Raw genomic sequence first — 15,372 nt, forward strand, 5'->3', positions numbered from 1 at the left:
CCAACAACCTTGTTCGTAATGATCAGATGGCGATCAATCCGCCGCTATCAATGAGGGGCGCTCAATGCGCGGCCCATTGGATGCTGCTGATATCGACGCCTTCCTTGAACATGTCCCACAGCGGGGACAGTTCGCGCAGCTTGGCGACCCGGTCCTTCAGCAGCGAGACGGCGTAATCGATTTCCTCTTCGGTCGTGAAACGGCCGATCGTCATGCGCAGCGAGGAGTGCGCCAGTTCGTCGCTGCGGCCCAGCGCGCGCAGCACGTAGCTGGGTTCCAGGCTTGCCGACGTGCAGGCCGAGCCCGACGACACGGCGATGCCCTTGATGCCCATGATCAGCGACTCGCCCTCGACGTAGTTGAACGAGGCGTTGACGTTGTGGGGCACGCGGCGGGTCAGGTCGCCGTTGATGAACACCTGCTCGATGTCCTTCAGGCCGTCCAGCAGGCGCTGCTGCAGCGCCTTGATGCGGGGCAGCTCGGTGGCCATTTCCTCGCGGGCGATGCGGAAGGCTTCGCCCATGCCGACGATCTGATGCGTCGGCAGCGTGCCCGAACGCAGGCCGCGCTCATGACCGCCGCCATGCATCTGCGCTTCCAGGCGCACGCGCGGCTTGCGACGCACGTACAACGCGCCGATGCCCTTGGGGCCGTAGGACTTGTGCGAAGCCAGGCTCATCAGGTCGACGGGCAGCGTGGTCAGGTCGATCTCGACCTTGCCGGTGGCCTGCGCGGCGTCGACATGGAAGACGATGCCCTTCTCGCGGCACAGCGCGCCGATGGTCGGGATGTCCTGGATCACGCCGATCTCGTTGTTCACGAACATCACCGAGATCAGGATCGTGTCCGGGCGGATGGCCGCCTTCAGCACGTCGAGGTCGATCAGGCCGTCTTCCTGGACGTCGAGGTAGGTGACCTCGAAGCCCTGGCGCTCCAGCTCACGCGTCGTGTCGAGCACGGCCTTGTGCTCGGTCTTGATCGTGATCAGGTGCTTGCCGCGCGACTGGTAGAAGTTCGCCGCGCCCTTGATGGCGAGGTTGTTCGACTCGGTCGCGCCGGAGGTCCAGACGATCTCGCGCGGGTCCGCGCCGATCAGCTTCGCGACTTCGACGCGCGCCTTCTCCACGGCTTCTTCCGCCTCCCAGCCCCACGCGTGACTGCGCGACGCCGGATTGCCGAAGTGCTCGCGCAGCCACGGAATCATCGCGTCGACGACGCGCGGGTCCACCGGCGTGGTGGCGCCGTAGTCCATGTAGATGGGGAAGTGCGGGGTCATGTCCATGGGAACGTTCTTCTTATCGACTACTGAATGGTTGACGTGGACCGGAGGGCCGGGATCACTTGCTCATGGCATTGCCGAGCGCGAACACGGAATTCGGCGCGGTGATGCGGATGGGCTTGACGACGGGAGTGCTCGAGATGGCGCGCTTGATCGGCGCTTCCTCGACGGTGACGCCCTTGGCGAGCTGGTCGTCGACGAGCTTGCGCAGCGTGACCGAGTCGAGGTACTCGATCATCTTGTTGTTCAGCGCCGTCCACAGGTCGTGCGTGATGCAGCGGCCGGTGTCGTCGCCCATGCAGTTTTCCTTGCCACCACAACCGGTCGCGTCAATGGGTTCGTCAACGGCGACGATGATGTCGGCGACGGTGATCTCATCGGAGCGGCGGCCCAGCGAATAACCGCCGCCAGGACCGCGGGTGGATTCGACCAGCTGGTGGCGGCGGAGCTTGCCGAACAGCTGTTCGAGATAGGACAACGAGATCTGCTGGCGCTGGCTGATCGCCGCCAGCGCGACGGGCCCGCCGTTTTCGCGCAGGGCCAGATCGATCATCGCGGTGACGGCAAAACGACCTTTGGTGGTGAGACGCATCGAACTTCTCCTTGGCGCCCTTGTCGGGCTACAGGACATGGAGGCGGCGGCTCGGCTGACGCCGGGTCGACTCACGGAGCAGGGTTAACCCCCGCTAAGTCCGACCATTTTACTCAATTAAGAAGAAGCTTGCTCGGGTTACCCCGGACAGGGGTCGAGGGGGCCCTTTCAGGCCAGTCGAGTGGCTGCGATTTGCGCCAGACGACCGCAGCCTGACTCCAGCAGATCGAGCACCTGCTCGAAGCCGTCGGCACCGCCGTAATACGGATCTGGTACCTCGATCTCCCCGGGCAGCAGGGAAATCTTGTGCTGCAGCGCAGCAGGGCAGCGGCGTCGGAGCTCGCGCAGATGGCCGCCATCCATGGCGACCAGCAGGTCGAAGCGCTCGAAATCATCGGTGCGAAGCGCGCGCGCCCGTTGATCGCAGAGCTCATAGCCCCTTTTTCGGGCGTGGTCTTGGGAGCGTTCATCCGGGGCTTCGCCGGCATGCCAGCCCTGCACGCCGGCGGAGTCGACGTGGACGCGGTCCGCCAGCCCCATCTCCACCAATTGGTGACGGAGCACGCCTTCGGCCGTCGGCGAGCGACAAATGTTGCCCGTGCAGACAAAGAGGATGGAGAGCTCGGCAGGCATGGGGCGGCATTGTGGCGCCGGCGCCGCCGATTGCCATTCGGCAGATCCGCGATCGGCAGGACCGTCACATGGGACCAGAATTTGCTCATCGACCCATCACACCCACCCTGGAGCCCTGCCATGAACCTCACGCAAATCGAAACCGTCCGCGCCGCTCGCCTGCAGCTGATCGACCTCGGCGACGAGAAGACGGCGGCGCTACTGGAGTGGGCGCTAAAAGAGGAAGCCGCGCCCTCCCCGGCTCCCGGCACCACGCCTCAGCGTGACGATCCGCGGGCGGGCTGACATCCCGAACGCGCTTGAGCAGAGCGCGTTTATCGATCCTCGCTTTGCTTCCTTCCGATCCCCGGCCTGGATCCGTAGCCTGCGGCGTTCCCCTGTTTCACGCTCGATCTCGAGCACGCTGCCATGGTTTCCCTGCGCTTCCAGACCTCCCGCCGCCAATGGCTGGCACAAACCGCCGCCCTCGCGGGGGCGGCGGCCCTCCCCGCGTTCCCGGTCCGCGCGGCCGAGGCCAGGACCCTGCGCATCGGCTACCAGAAGTCCAGCACGCTGACGCTGTTCCTCAAGTCTCGCGGCATCCTCGAGAAGGCGCTCGCGCCGCAGCAGGTCGCCGTGAGCTGGCATGAATTCACCTCCGGCCTGCCGCTGCTGGAAGCGCTCAATATCGGCGCGCTCGACCTCAGCGCGGACGTGGCCGACGCCGTCCCGCCGTTCGCGCTCGCCGCCGGGGCCAAGCTCACCTATTACGCGATCGAGACGCCCTCGCCCACCGCGCAGGCCATCGTGGTCCGCAAGGATTCGCCGATCACCAGCATCGCCCAGTTGAAGGGCAGGAAGATCGGCTTCGCCAAGGGCGCCGGCGCGCACTACCTGCTGCTGGAAGCGCTGAGCCAGGCCGGCCTGTCGATCCGCGACATCGAGCCCGCCTACCTCAACCCCGCCGACGGCCGCTCGGCCTTCGAGAACGGCGCCATCGCCGCCTGGGTCGTCTGGGATCCGTTCCTGGCCGCCGTACAGCGCCAGTCGGGCGCGCGCATCCTGGTCGACGGCACCCGCATCGCCGCCTACCGGCGCTTCTACCTGGCGGCCACCTCGTTCGCGCAACAGAATCCCGAGGTTCTCCAGCGCGTCTACGACGAACTTCAGCGTGCCGGCGAGTGGGTGAAGAAGAACCCCGCCGCCGCGGCCGAATGGCATGCGCCGGTGCTTGGCCTGGACGCTTCGATCGTCGCCGCCGCGAACGAGCGCCGCAGCTATGCGGTCCGCCCGGTCGACCCGGAGTCCCTGTCCGAGCAACAGCGCATCGCCGACGCCTTCAGCGGTGCGCAGATCCTGCCCCGCCGCATCGCGGTCCAGGAATCGCCCGTGTGGCGCCCGGCTTGAACACCGCCCCGTCACCCGACCCGCACCGCCCCGGTCCGATCGCAAGGAGCATCGCCATGTCCGTCCTGAACTCCGACACGGGAACCGCCCAAGGGCTGCCCCGTCCGCCGGCCCCGAAGCACCCCGCGCCGCTGCCGACCCGCACGCCCGCCGACGTCCGCGCCGCGCTGCTCGCGCGCGTGGAGATCGCCCTGCTCGACGTCCGCGAAGAGGCCGCCTACGCCGAAGCCCATCCGCTGTGGGCCGCCAATCTCGCGGCCTCGCGGCTGGAGCTCGACGCCTGGGGTCGCCTGCCCCGCCGCGACGTGCCCATCGTCGTCTACGACGACGGCGAAGGCGTCGCCGCGCCATCGGCGCGCAAGCTGCAGTCGCTGGGCTACACGGATGTCGCCCTGCTCGCGGGTGGCCTGTCCGCCTGGCGCGACGACGGCCTGGAGCTCTTCCGCGACGTCAACGTTCCGAGCAAGGCCTTCGGCGAACTCGTCGAAGCGCGCCGGCACACGCCATCACTGCCGGCGGAGGAAGTCCAGGAACGGCTCGCGCGTCGAGACAACATCGTGCTGCTGGATGCCCGCCGCTTCGACGAGTACCGCACGATGAGCCTGCCGGGCTCGATCAGCACGCCTGGCGGCGAACTGGTGCGGCGCGCGCGCGACCTCGCGCCCGATCCGTCGACGACGATCGTCGTGCACTGCGCCGGCCGCACTCGCAGCCTCATCGGCGCGCAGTCGCTGATCGACGCCGGCGTGCCGAATCCTGTCGCCGCGCTCCGCAACGGGACCATCGGATGGACGCTCGCCGGCCTCACGCTCGCGCAGGGCCAGGGACGCTCGCACGAGGACGTGCCGGTCGGCGAGCTGTCCGCCGCGAGAGAAGGGGCGGCCGCCCTCGCCCGCCGGGCTCACGTGCAACGCATCGATGCCTCCGTTCTCGCGGAATGGCTGGAAGATGCACGACGGTCGACCTATCGATTCGATGTCCGTAGCGCCGCCGAGTACGGCCGCGGCCACCGCCCCGGTTTCCGCAACGCGCCCGGCGGGCAGCTCGTCCAGGAGACGGACCACCATGTGCCGGTGCGTGGCGCGCGCATCGTGCTGGCCGACGACGACGGCGTCCGCGCGCCGATGGCCGCGGCCTGGCTGGCGCAGATGGGGTGGGAGGTCGCCGTGCTGCCGCCCGACGCCACCGCCCACACCGAGACCGGCCCCGACCTGCCGCCGCAGCCGCTCTCGCCGACGGTCGCGACCGTGACGCCCGCCGAGCTCGCCCGCTGGCGCGCCGAGGAGGCGGATCGGGAGCAGCCGGATACGGTCGTCGTCGACGTGGCGCCGAGCATCACCTACATCGTCCGTCACATCCCCGGCGCGTGGTGGAGCCCAAGGGCGCGGCTCGCTGATGCGCTTCGGACGGTGATCCCGCCGGCACGTCGCGTCGTGCTCACGGGCAACCTGGGTGTGCTCCCGCGTTTCGTCGCCGCCGACCTCGCGGCCGAACTGGCTTCAGAGGGGCGCGAACTGCTGGTGCTCGAAGGCGGCACGACGGCCTGGTATGACGCCGGCCTGCCGATCGAGTCCGCCAATCCGCGCCTGGCCTTCCCGCGCGACGACCGTTATCGGCGCCCTTACGAGGGCACGAATCACCCGCGCGACGCAATGCAGGCCTACCTCGACTGGGAGTTCGGACTGATCGCGCAGCTCGACCGCGACGGGACGCACTTCTTCCGCGTCATCGAGAACTGACGCAGCCCGCACCACCGAACTCGCAGTCCCCAGTTCCCACTGGGGCCGGAATGGGGCTGGGGGTCCCTGGAGGGGCGCCCCCTGCCCCGTGGAGTGCCCGCGCTCGGCCACGCGAAGTCGGGGAGCCTCGACCAGAAGCGGCCTACTTCCCCTTGCCGGCCGTGATCGGTACGACGTTGTCGTGCACGGCCGCGCCGAACGCCTGCTCCTTGAGTTGCGAGAGCTGGTCGCGCAGCCGCGCGGCCTTCTCGAACTCCAGGTTGCGCGCGTGCTCCAGCATCTGCTTCTCCAGCTGCGTGATGCGCTTGCTCAGGTCCTTTTCACTCAGGGCCTCGACTTCAGCGGCGTCGTGGATCACCTTGGCGTCGTCGCGGCCCGGCTTGTCGCTGTAGACGCCCTCGATCAGGTCGCGGATGCGCTTGACCACGCCGCGCGGCGTGATGCCGTTGGCCTCATTGAACTCGATCTGTTTGGCGCGCCGGCGCTCGGTCTCCCCGATCGCCTTCTTCATCGACTCGGTCATGCGGTCCGCATACAGGATCGCCTTGCCATTCACGTTCCGGGCGGCCCGCCCGATGGTCTGGATCAGGCTGCGTTCCGCGCGCAGGAAACCTTCCTTGTCCGCATCCAGGATCGCCACCAGCGACACCTCGGGGATGTCCAGGCCTTCGCGCAGCAGGTTGATCCCCACCAGCACATCGAAGGTCCCGAGCCGCAAGTCGCGCAGGATCTCCACCCGCTCGACGGTATCGATGTCCGAGTGCAGGTAACGCACCTTCACGCCGTTGTCGCTGAGGTACTCGGTCAGTTGCTCGGCCATGCGCTTGGTCAGCGTCGTGATCAGCACGCGTTCCTTGATCTCCACCCGGTCGCGGATCTCCTGCAGGACATCGTCGACCTGATGCACGGCCGGTCTCACCTCGACGATCGGATCCACCAGACCGGTGGGCCGCACCAACTGCTCGACGACGTTGCCGGCCTGACGCTTCTCGTAGTCACCCGGCGTCGCGCTGACGAAGATGGCCTGGCGCATCTTGCGCTCGTACTCCTCGAACTTCAGCGGCCGGTTGTCCATCGCCGACGGCAATCTGAAACCGTACTCGACCAGCGTGCTCTTGCGCGCCCGGTCACCGTTGTACATGCCGCCGAACTGGCCGATCAGCACGTGGCTCTCATCCAGGAACATCAGCGCGTCGGGCGGCAGGTAGTCCACCAGCGTCGGCGGAGGATCGCCCGGCGCGGCCTGCGACAGATGACGCGTGTAGTTCTCGATGCCCTTGCAGTGGCCGACCTCCTGGAGCATCTCCAGGTCGAAGCGCGTGCGCTGCTCCAGCCGCTGGGCCTCGACGAGCTTGCCTTCCTTGATGAAGAAGGCGACGCGCTCGCGCAGTTCCTCCTTGATCGTCTCGATCGCGGCGACCACGCGGTCGCGCGGCGTCACGTAATGGCTCGAGGGATAGACCGTGAAGCGCGGGATCTTCTGCCGGATCTGTCCGGTCAGCGGATCGAAAAGCACCAGGCCCTCGACTTCGTCGTCGAAGAGCTCGATCCGCAGCGCCAGCTCCGAGTGCTCGGCCGGGAACACGTCGATCGTGTCGCCGCGCACGCGGAAGTGGCCGCGGGTGAATTCCATCTCGTTGCGCGTGTACTGCATGCGCGCCAGCTGCTGGATCACGTCGCGCTGACCGACCTTGTCGCCGACCCGCAGCGTCATCACCATCTGGTGGTAATCGCTCGGGTTGCCGATGCCGTAGATCGCCGACACCGACGCCACGATCACCACGTCGCGCCGTTCCAGCAGGCTCTTGGTGCAGGACAGCCGCAACTGCTCGATCTGCTCGTTGATCGCACTGTCCTTCTCGATGAACAGGTCGCGCTGCGGAACGTAGGCCTCGGGCTGGTAGTAGTCGTAGTAGCTGACGAAGTACTCGACCGCGTTCTTCGGGAAGAACTCGCGGAACTCGCTGTACAGCTGCGCCGCCAGCGTCTTGTTGGGCGCGAAGACGATGGCCGGGCGTCCGAGCCGCGCGATCGTGTTGGCCATCGTGAAGGTCTTGCCTGAGCCGGTCACGCCCAGCAGCGTCTGGAAGCTTTCGCCGTCGTTGACGCCGTCCACGAGTTGCTGGATCGCCGTCGGCTGGTCGCCCGCGGGCGGGTACGGCTGGAACAGCTGGAAGGGAGAGCCTTCGAAAGAGACGAATTCGCCCTTCGGCGACTCGCCCGCGCCGGCGGTGTCCACCTCTGGCGAGGCGGGGCTCTCCCCCTTGGCGACGGGAGTTTCAGGCTTGGCGGCGGAGGATCGACTCATCAGGGTTTCCCAGGGGCAACGCATGTTCCCTGCCTACAATCGGCGGGCTTCGCTGGGCGCTCAGGAGGCGCCTCGGGCGTCAGGACGCGACAGCGTAGCGCAGTCCTCTCCACCGTTTGTCAGGAAAGCCTCCATGTCCTTGTTCGCCGCCGTCGCCATGGCCCCTCGCGACCCCATCCTGGGTCTGAACGAGCAATTCAACGCCGACCCGAATCCCGACAAGGTCAACCTGGGCGTCGGCGTCTACTACGACGACAACGGCAAGCTGCCGCTGCTGGCCTGCGTGGCCGCGGCGGAAGCGCAGATGCAGGCCGCGCCCAAGCCGCGCGGCTATCTGCCCATCGACGGCATCGCCGCCTATGACCTGGCGGTGCAGGGCCTGGTCTTCGGCGCCGACAGCGAGGTGCTCAAGAGCAAGCGCGTCGCGACGGTCCAGGCCATCGGGGGCACCGGCGGTCTGAAGATCGGCGCCGACTTCCTCAAGCGGCTGAACCCGGACGCGAAGGTCCTGATCTCCGACCCCTCCTGGGAAAACCACCGCGCGCTGTTCACCAACGCCGGCTTCCCGGTCGACACCTACCCCTACTATGACGCCGCCAACCGCGGCATCAACTTCGACGGCATGCTGTCGGCGCTCAACGCCGCGCCGGCCGGCACGGTCGTCGTCCTGCACGCCTGCTGCCACAACCCGACCGGCTACGACCTGACGCCCGCGCAGTGGAGCCAGGTCGTCGAAGTGGTCAAGGCGAAGAACCTGGTCGCCTTCCTGGACATGGCCTACCAGGGCTTCGGCGAAGGCATCGCCGAGGACGGCGCCGTGATCCAGCAATTCCTGGCCGCGGGCCTGGACTTCTTCGTGTCGACGAGTTTTTCCAAGAGCTTCTCGCTCTATGGCGAGCGCGTCGGCGCACTGAGCGTGGTCTGCGCCTCGGCCGAGGAAACGGTCAAGGTCCTGAGCCAGCTGAAGATCGTCATCCGGACGAACTACTCCAACCCGCCGACGCACGGCGCCCAGGTCGTGGCGACCGTGCTGTCGACCCCGACGCTGCGGGCCCAGTGGGAAGAGGAACTGGCCGGCATGCGCGTGCGCATCAAGCAGATGCGCGAGGCGCTCGTCACCGAGCTCAAGGCCGCCGGCATCACCGACGACCTGAGCTACGTCACCCGTCAGAAGGGCATGTTCAGCTACAGCGGCCTGAGCGCCGAGCAGATGCAGCGCCTGCGTTCCGAGTTTGGCGTCTACGGCGTCGATTCGGGTCGCATCTGCGTCGCCGCGCTGAACAGCAAGAACCTGAAGCCGGTCGCCACCGCGATCGCCGCCGTGAAGAAGGCCTGACCTCCGGGCTCCTCTCCGACACCACACTTCGATGCGCTGATCGCACGATCAGCCTCCGAACACAGGGCCGGACCCGCCGCAAGCGGGCCGGCCCTGCGCATTTATGGCGAAATGCGTCGGTTCGAAGTCCCTCCTCCCGCCTTGCTCGGCGCACCGGCGACACACACTGCAAGAAGCCGGGCACTAGAATTGCTGCATTGCACAACGGGTGCCAGCCTTCGCCTCACTCCCCCCTCCAGAGGTCCGCCAGATGCTCTACCAGCTTTATGAAACCCAACGCGCGCTGCTGAGCCCGTTCTCCGAATTCGCCAGCGCCACGGCCAAGCTGTACAGCCACCCGCTGTCGCCTTTCGCCCATACGCCGTTGTCGCACCGGATGTCCGCGGGCCTCGACCTGATGCACCGGCTGGCCAAGGAGTACGAGAAGCCGGAGTTCGAGATCAACAGCGTCGAAGTCGACGGTGTCGACGTCGCCGTGCAGGAACTGGTGGCGCTGGAGCAGCCGTTCTGCCGTCTGCTCCGGTTCAAGCGCTACACCGACGACCAGGCCGTGCTGGCGAAGATGAAGGCGCAACCGACCGTGCTGGTCGTCGCACCGCTGTCAGGCCACCACAGCACGCTGCTGCGCGACACCGTCAAGCAGCTGCTGAAGGACCACAAGGTCTTCATCACCGACTGGACCGACGCCCGCATGGTGCCGCTCGCGGCTGGCGCCTTCCACCTTGACGACTACATCTACTACGTCCAGGACTTCATCCGCCACGTCGGCGAGGACTGCCATGTGATCTCGGTCTGTCAGCCGACGGTGCCGGTGCTCGCGGCGATCTCGCTGATGGCCTCCAAGGGCGAGACCACCCCGCGCTCGATGACGATGATGGGCGGTCCGATCGACGCCCGCCGCAGCCCGACGGCCGTCAACAACCTGGCGATGAACAAGAGCTACAGCTGGTTCGAGAACAACGTGATCTACCGCGTTCCGACCAACTTCCCGGGCGCCGGTCGCGAGGTCTACCCGGGCTTCCTGCAGCACACCGGCTTCGTGGCGATGAATCCGGACCGCCACCTGAGCTCGCACTACGACTACTTCCTGGACCTGGTCCGCGGCGACGACGACAACGTCGACGCCCACCGCCGCTTCTACGACGAGTACAACGCCGTGCTGGACATGCCGGCCGAGTACTACCTGGACACGATCAAGACGGTGTTCCAGGACTTCGCACTGGTGAACGGCACGTGGGAAGTGGGCGGCGACCTGGTGCGCCCGCAGGACATCACCCAGACCGCACTGCTCACGGTTGAAGGCGAACTGGACGACATCTCCGGCGCCGGCCAGACCAAGGCGGCGCACGAGCTGTGCAGCGGCATCGACGCGAAGAACCAGGCCCATTACGACGCGGTCGGTGCCGGCCACTACGGCATCTTCTCGGGCCGCCGCTGGCGCGAGAAGGTCTATCCGGTGATCCGCGACTTCATTGCGAAGTACGATGCGGCCCCGTTGCACCAGCCCGCCGCGACGAAGCGTGCTGCCGCCCGTCCCGCTGCGGCCCGCCGGCCGCGCAAGCCGACCGAGTGAATCCCGCCGCCGCCGCCTCCGCTGAACCGACCTCCTCCGCGTTCGACGACTTCGTCGAACGCCTGAACCTGGCCCTGCCGCAGACGCAATGCACGCGCTGCGGCTATCCCGACTGCCACTCCTACGCCCACGCGATGGCGAGCGGCGAGGCGGCGATCAACCAGTGCCCCCCCGGCGGTGCCGAAGGCATCGCGCGCCTGGCCACGCTGACCGATCGCGAACCGTCGCCCCTCAATCCGGACCACGGTATCGAGGGACCCCGCCGGCTTGCCGTCATCGACGAAGGCTGGTGCATTGGCTGCACCTTGTGCATCAAGGCCTGTCCCGTCGACGCGATCATCGGAACCAACAAGCAGATGCATGTCGTCATCGACGCGGACTGCACCGGATGCGAACTGTGTATCCCGGTCTGCCCCGTCGACTGCATCTCGCTGGCGGACGTCACGCCGGGGCGAAGCGGTTGGGCTGCATGGAGCGCGCCGCAGGCCGAGCGCGCTCGCGAGCGCTACCGTTGGCACGAGATCCGTGTCACGCGCGACCAGCATGAGCACGATGCGCGCCTCGAAACCAAGGCGCAGCACAAGCTCGATCACCTCGAAGAGGAAACGCGGCTCACCGACGCGGCACAGATCGACCGCAAGCGCGCCGTCATCGAGGCCGCGCTCGCGCGGGCCCGTGCCAAGCGCGGCGCCTGAACGCTGCCTCTCTTCGATCCCGCCCCGCCCATCGCCAGCCGTTTCCCGCTCGCCATGAATCAAACGCAAGTCCGCGAATTCTTCGAGATCCTCCGCCGCGCCAATCCGTCGCCGCAGACCGAACTGGAATATGCCAGCGTCTTCGAACTGCTCGCTGCGGTGCTGCTGTCCGCGCAGGCCACCGATGTCGGCGTCAACAAGGCGACGAGACGGCTGTTCGTCGTCGCCAACACGCCGCAGAAGATCCTGGACCTGGGCGAGGAACGGCTCGCCGAATACATCAAGACGATCGGCCTTTACAAGACCAAGGCGAAGAACCTCTACGCGACCTGCGGCATCCTGGTCGAGCAGTACGGCGGCGCCGTGCCGCAAAGCCGCGAGGCGCTCGAATCCTTGCCCGGTGTCGGTCGCAAGACGGCGAACGTGGTGCTCAACGTCGCCTTCGGCGAAGCGACGATGGCCGTGGATACGCACATCTTTCGCGTCGGCAATCGCACCGGCCTCGCGCCCGGCAAGAACGTGCTGGAAGTCGAACAGCAATTGCTTCAACGCGTGCCGGAGGAATTCCTGGTCGACGCGCACCACTGGCTGATCCTTCATGGCCGCTACGTCTGCCAGGCACGTCGACCGCTGTGCGAACGCTGCGCCGTCGTCGCGCAATGTGACAGCGCCCCGATGGCTGCGGCGCGCTGAGCGAACCCCGCCCCTACAATCCGCGCGTTCATCCGTCAGGGAAGCCATGTCCAGCATCAACGACCTAGTCGACCGCGTCGAGCGCCTGCTGGTGCGTCACGAGGAACTCAAACGCACGAACGGCTTGCTCGAGCAACAGGTCCAGGCGCTCACCCTGGAGCGCGACAGCCTGCGCTCCAGACTGGCCGCGGCGCGCGCGCGCGTCGACGCCCTGCTGGATCGTCTCCCGCTGGAGGCGGCGGACCTGCTGGAGAGCGGCGACGGCACTGAACCCTCAGATTCTCGAAAGACGGGCGCATGAAGCAAATGGAAGTCACGATCATGGGCCAGAGCTATCTGCTCGGCTGCCCGGAGGGCGGCGAAGCCGCGTTGCAGAAGGCCGTGGCGCGTGTCGACAAGGAAATGTGTGCGATCCGCGACGCGGGTCGCATCAAGGCACGCGAACGGATCGCGGTGCTGGCGGCCCTGAACCTCGCCTATTCGCTCACCGAATCGAACGCACCGGCAGTGGCGCCTGACGATGCAACGGATGCAATCGCCGGTGGCGCGCGCGGCACCACCGTACCCGATCTTGAAACGCTGATGAAGCGGCTCGATGAAGCCCTTGTCCAAGACGGGCAACTGCTGTGAACGCGGAGTCGCGGCGCGTAGAATCCATCCTGTCCACTGCGTTCGCGTGAGTTTTATATTTCCTTGAACCGATGCTTTCGCGAGCAAGGGCTTGGAACATTGCAGAGCTGGTGTGAGCGTCTCGCGTCAGATGAACCCGAAGCCCTGCTGACCTCGCCCACCTGTACCCCTAGGGTTCAGGAATGCGGCTCACGGTTCGCCGTGGACACCTCTTCCCAAACCGCGCCTGATTTTTTCGTCACGCGCGGTTTTTTCATGGTCGAGCTTGATCGGCCATCGCCATGAGGGTTCCGCCTTGAGCACCGCATCGCACGATTCCCGGCAGTACTGGCTGATGAAGTCCGAACCGGATGAGGCCTCGATCGACCATCTGCAGGCCGCCGGTGAACTTCCGTGGACCGGTGTCCGCAATTACCAGGCACGCAACTTCATGCGCGACCGGATGCGCATCGGCGACGGCGTGCTGTTCTATCACTCGTCCTGTCCGGAGCCGGGCATCGCCGGGTTCGCCGAGGTCAGCAGCACGGCCTATCCGGACGAGACCCAGTTCGATCCCGGGAGTCACTACTTCGATGCGAAGGCCAGGCGCGAGGAACCGCGCTGGCAGCACGTCAACGTGCGCTTCGTGCGCAAGACCCGGTTGTTGAGCCTGGCAGAGATGAAGCGCGATCCCGCGCTTGCCGGGCATGCGCACCCTGCAGCCGGGCAACCGGCTGTCGATCACGCCGGTGACGCCGTCGGAATGGCAGCACCTTCAGAAGTTGCTCGCCTGACCGGCGAGCGCGATGCTCGGTCCAGCAGCAGCCTCAGCCGCCCATCCCGAACGGGATCGACGCCAGCACGACCTGATTGCCGCCGCGCCGCTGCGCTTCCTTGACCGCCATCTCGGCGGCGCCCAGCAGTTCCTCCTGGCGCGAGGCGGTATGCGGGAAGCTCGCCACGCCCATCGACAACGACAGGCCGATGTCCTGCCCATGCAGCACGACGATCTGGGCATGGCACTGGCGGCGCAGCTGTTCCATGCGCGCATGCGCGGTCGCGAGGCCGACGCCCGACAACAGCACCGCGAAGAGGTCGTCGCCGATGCGGCAGGCCGCATCCATCGCGCGAGTGTTGGCGCGCAGCATGCGCCCCAGGCCTTCGAGCAGGCGTTGACGCGCCTCCTCGCCCAAACCGGCCTCCGGCGCCACCGGATCCAGCGCGATCAGCACCAGCGTGAACTCGCGGTGCTCGCGGGTCGAGAGATCGATCTCGCGCAGCAGTTGATCGTCGAACTGCGCGCGCATGTAGAGGCCAGAGACCTCGTCGCGGCCGCTGCCCTGCTGCAACTCGCGCCGCATCTGTTCGAGCGACTTCTGCTGCTGCTCGAGTTGCTGCAGCGCGCGCTGCAGGTGCGTCTCGCGGTGACGCTCTTCGGTCTTGTCGCTCCACAGCGCCATGACGTGCTCCGCGCCGAGCGGCACGCGCATGACCATGAACTCGCGACGGCGTCCGCCGATCTCCAGCCGGTGCTCGGAACTCACCACGCCGCGCTGCGCGAGCGTGGCCTGCTCGGAGCGTCGCATCGCCTGCACTTCGTCGCCGCGCATCAGCTCGGCATCGGTGGCGCCGACGATGCCGGTCTCCAGGCGACCGAAGAGCTCGCTCATGCCCGGGCTGGCGAAGACATAACGTCCGGTCGCCATCGACTTCACGGTCAGGCAGGCGCCGGTCGGCTCCAGCAGGCTGAGCAAGCCGGCCGCAACGGGCGTCTGGGGCGTTCCCGACGATTCCAGCCAGGCATCGAAACTGGCAGGCGCGGGCGTCGCGGCGGCTTGTAATTCCATGGGTCGGGCCGGGCCAGGGGGAGGCCCCTCGCGGTCGAATGGTGGTGGATCGAATGTAGATGGGCGTCCGTCGCCGGGGCAAGTGCCGATGGCAGGACAGAGGTGCCACTCCCCCTAAGCTTGGGGTGCGGCATCCTAGCTTGCCACGGCTTGGGCCGAGAGCGATGCACTTCGCCCAGCGAGGCGGGCCTGCGCTCCGGCGGGGACAAGGCGTGAAAATGTCACACCCGCCTGCAAGGCGAGCATGCGGCCTTCACAGGGGACACGCTGGCGGGAACCAGACGTTGTCTCCTGCGCGGCGCGGCTGCATCGAGTTGAGTGGTCACCGGTCAAAAATAAGGCTAGAATCCTCGTTTTGCTGGCAAACCCTGCGCGTCGATTCGGAAGTGGAATCCGGATACTCCGCTTCGAAGGCAAGCCCTTCCTCGCGAACACCGAGCGCTATTTGAAGGAATTTCATGACCACCATTCGCGTCAAAGAAAACGAGCCGTTCGACGTGGCCCTGCGCCGCTTCAAGCGCACGATTGAAAAGCTGGGCCTGCTCACCGAGCTGCGCGCCCGCGAGTTCTACGAGAAGCCGACTGCCGAGCGCAAGCGCAAGAAGGCGGCTGCCGTGAAGCGTCACTACAAGCGCGTGCGCAGCATGCAGCTGCCCAAGAAGCTGTACTGATCGCCTGATCG

Annotated in this window: 15 protein-coding genes, 1 other RNA gene and 1 pseudogene; 12 read left to right on the plus strand and 5 right to left on the minus strand. The window is 66.8% G+C overall.

Annotated features, from left to right (window positions below):
* Positions 1-61: 61 nt before the first annotated feature.
* The 3 genes from ACFJIX_RS25835 to ACFJIX_RS25845 all read right to left on the minus strand — a co-directional run bounded on the left by ACFJIX_RS25835 (position 62) and on the right by ACFJIX_RS25845 (position 2,504).
* A complete protein-coding gene (locus ACFJIX_RS25835; protein ID WP_377155470.1) occupies positions 62-1,282 on the minus strand; it encodes an IscS subfamily cysteine desulfurase in 1,221 nt (406 codons plus the stop codon).
* 55 nt (positions 1,283-1,337) lie between these two features.
* Positions 1,338-1,871, minus strand: coding sequence for a Fe-S cluster assembly transcription factor (locus tag ACFJIX_RS25840; RefSeq protein WP_067273486.1), 534 nt, complete (start codon positions 1,869-1,871; stop codon positions 1,338-1,340).
* A gap of 168 nt (positions 1,872-2,039) precedes the next feature.
* The gene (locus ACFJIX_RS25845; RefSeq protein ID WP_377155471.1) at positions 2,040-2,504 is read right to left on the minus strand and encodes a low molecular weight protein-tyrosine-phosphatase; all 465 of its coding nucleotides are present in this window, start codon (positions 2,502-2,504) and stop codon (positions 2,040-2,042) included.
* A gap of 120 nt (positions 2,505-2,624) precedes the next feature.
* Between ACFJIX_RS25845 and ACFJIX_RS25850 the strand changes: the two genes are divergently transcribed.
* The 3 genes from ACFJIX_RS25850 (at position 2,625) to ACFJIX_RS25860 (ending at position 5,629) form a co-directional block, all read left to right on the plus strand.
* Positions 2,625-2,789, plus strand: a complete 165-nt coding sequence (locus ACFJIX_RS25850; protein WP_377155472.1) for a hypothetical protein — start codon at positions 2,625-2,627, stop codon at positions 2,787-2,789.
* Positions 2,790-2,912: 123 nt separating this feature from the next.
* A complete protein-coding gene (locus tag ACFJIX_RS25855; RefSeq protein ID WP_377155473.1) occupies positions 2,913-3,890 on the plus strand; it encodes an aliphatic sulfonate ABC transporter substrate-binding protein in 978 nt (325 codons plus the stop codon).
* Positions 3,891-3,946: 56 nt separating this feature from the next.
* Positions 3,947-5,629, plus strand: coding sequence for a rhodanese-like domain-containing protein (locus ACFJIX_RS25860; RefSeq protein WP_377155474.1), 1,683 nt, complete (start codon positions 3,947-3,949; stop codon positions 5,627-5,629).
* A gap of 142 nt (positions 5,630-5,771) precedes the next feature.
* Here the strand turns inward: ACFJIX_RS25860 and uvrB are convergent, their stop codons facing one another.
* Positions 5,772-7,937 (minus strand): excinuclease ABC subunit UvrB, encoded by a 2,166-nt coding sequence (gene uvrB / locus ACFJIX_RS25865; protein WP_377155475.1) that lies wholly within the window; start codon positions 7,935-7,937, stop codon positions 5,772-5,774.
* Between the two features lie 133 nt (positions 7,938-8,070).
* Between uvrB and ACFJIX_RS25870 the strand changes: the two genes are divergently transcribed.
* The 8 genes and pseudogenes from ACFJIX_RS25870 to ACFJIX_RS25905 all read left to right on the plus strand — a co-directional run bounded on the left by ACFJIX_RS25870 (position 8,071) and on the right by ACFJIX_RS25905 (position 13,637).
* Entirely contained in the window at positions 8,071-9,273 is a 1,203-nt protein-coding gene (locus ACFJIX_RS25870; RefSeq protein ID WP_377155476.1) for an amino acid aminotransferase, read from the plus strand.
* 250 nt (positions 9,274-9,523) lie between these two features.
* Positions 9,524-10,846 carry a polyhydroxyalkanoate depolymerase gene (locus ACFJIX_RS25875; protein ID WP_377155477.1) on the plus strand — a complete coding sequence of 441 codons (1,323 nt, stop codon included), beginning with the start codon at positions 9,524-9,526 and terminating at the stop codon, positions 10,844-10,846.
* Complete coding sequence (rsxB, locus tag ACFJIX_RS25880) at positions 10,843-11,541, plus strand: electron transport complex subunit RsxB (protein WP_377155478.1); 699 nt, start codon at positions 10,843-10,845, stop codon at positions 11,539-11,541. The genes ACFJIX_RS25875 and rsxB overlap by 4 nt, the downstream gene beginning before the upstream one ends.
* A gap of 54 nt (positions 11,542-11,595) precedes the next feature.
* On the plus strand, positions 11,596-12,234 hold the full coding sequence (gene nth / locus ACFJIX_RS25885) for an endonuclease III (RefSeq protein WP_377155479.1): 639 nt from the start codon (positions 11,596-11,598) through the stop codon (positions 12,232-12,234).
* Between the two features lie 46 nt (positions 12,235-12,280).
* On the plus strand, positions 12,281-12,535 hold the full coding sequence (gene zapB, locus ACFJIX_RS25890; RefSeq protein WP_377155480.1) for a cell division protein ZapB: 255 nt from the start codon (positions 12,281-12,283) through the stop codon (positions 12,533-12,535).
* Positions 12,532-12,864 (plus strand): cell division protein ZapA, encoded by a 333-nt coding sequence (locus ACFJIX_RS25895; RefSeq protein WP_377155481.1) that lies wholly within the window; start codon positions 12,532-12,534, stop codon positions 12,862-12,864. The genes zapB and ACFJIX_RS25895 overlap by 4 nt, the downstream gene beginning before the upstream one ends.
* 30 nt (positions 12,865-12,894) lie before the next feature.
* A non-coding RNA gene (ssrS, locus tag ACFJIX_RS25900) (6S RNA) lies at positions 12,895-13,073 on the plus strand.
* A gap of 125 nt (positions 13,074-13,198) precedes the next feature.
* A pseudogene (locus tag ACFJIX_RS25905) lies at positions 13,199-13,637 on the plus strand (EVE domain-containing protein).
* Between the two features lie 33 nt (positions 13,638-13,670).
* On the opposite strand, the gene ACFJIX_RS25910 reads toward ACFJIX_RS25905, so the two are convergent.
* Complete coding sequence (locus tag ACFJIX_RS25910) at positions 13,671-14,690, minus strand: GGDEF domain-containing protein (RefSeq protein ID WP_377155482.1); 1,020 nt, start codon at positions 14,688-14,690, stop codon at positions 13,671-13,673.
* Between the two features lie 458 nt (positions 14,691-15,148).
* Between ACFJIX_RS25910 and rpsU the strand changes: the two genes are divergently transcribed.
* Positions 15,149-15,361: a 30S ribosomal protein S21 gene (rpsU, locus tag ACFJIX_RS25915; protein WP_012346814.1), complete on the plus strand. Its 213-nt coding sequence runs from the start codon at positions 15,149-15,151 to the stop codon at positions 15,359-15,361.
* Positions 15,362-15,372: the final 11 nt, after the last annotated feature.

This window comes from Roseateles sp. UC29_93 (genome assembly GCF_042695725.1).
Classification (GTDB): domain Bacteria; phylum Pseudomonadota; class Gammaproteobacteria; order Burkholderiales; family Burkholderiaceae_C; genus Roseateles; species Roseateles noduli_A.

What these genes read in the sequence shown, in the direction of transcription:
- uvrB (WP_377155475.1), bottom strand. Translation starts at nt 7,937, where the DNA reads ATGAGTCGATCCTCCGCCGCCAAGCCTGAAACTCCCGTCGCCAAGGGG.
- ACFJIX_RS25895 (WP_377155481.1), top strand. Translation starts at nt 12,532, where the DNA reads ATGAAGCAAATGGAAGTCACGATCATGGGCCAGAGCTATCTGCTCGGC.
- ACFJIX_RS25850 (WP_377155472.1), top strand. Translation starts at nt 2,625, where the DNA reads ATGAACCTCACGCAAATCGAAACCGTCCGCGCCGCTCGCCTGCAGCTG.
- rpsU (WP_012346814.1), top strand. Translation starts at nt 15,149, where the DNA reads ATGACCACCATTCGCGTCAAAGAAAACGAGCCGTTCGACGTGGCCCTG.
- ACFJIX_RS25910 (WP_377155482.1), bottom strand. Translation starts at nt 14,690, where the DNA reads ATGGAATTACAAGCCGCCGCGACGCCCGCGCCTGCCAGTTTCGATGCC.
- ACFJIX_RS25840 (WP_067273486.1), bottom strand. Translation starts at nt 1,871, where the DNA reads ATGCGTCTCACCACCAAAGGTCGTTTTGCCGTCACCGCGATGATCGAT.
- ACFJIX_RS25855 (WP_377155473.1), top strand. Translation starts at nt 2,913, where the DNA reads ATGGTTTCCCTGCGCTTCCAGACCTCCCGCCGCCAATGGCTGGCACAA.
- ACFJIX_RS25835 (WP_377155470.1), bottom strand. Translation starts at nt 1,282, where the DNA reads ATGGACATGACCCCGCACTTCCCCATCTACATGGACTACGGCGCCACC.
- zapB (WP_377155480.1), top strand. Translation starts at nt 12,281, where the DNA reads ATGTCCAGCATCAACGACCTAGTCGACCGCGTCGAGCGCCTGCTGGTG.
- ACFJIX_RS25845 (WP_377155471.1), bottom strand. Translation starts at nt 2,504, where the DNA reads ATGCCTGCCGAGCTCTCCATCCTCTTTGTCTGCACGGGCAACATTTGT.
- ACFJIX_RS25860 (WP_377155474.1), top strand. Translation starts at nt 3,947, where the DNA reads ATGTCCGTCCTGAACTCCGACACGGGAACCGCCCAAGGGCTGCCCCGT.
- nth (WP_377155479.1), top strand. Translation starts at nt 11,596, where the DNA reads ATGAATCAAACGCAAGTCCGCGAATTCTTCGAGATCCTCCGCCGCGCC.
- ACFJIX_RS25875 (WP_377155477.1), top strand. Translation starts at nt 9,524, where the DNA reads ATGCTCTACCAGCTTTATGAAACCCAACGCGCGCTGCTGAGCCCGTTC.
- ACFJIX_RS25870 (WP_377155476.1), top strand. Translation starts at nt 8,071, where the DNA reads ATGTCCTTGTTCGCCGCCGTCGCCATGGCCCCTCGCGACCCCATCCTG.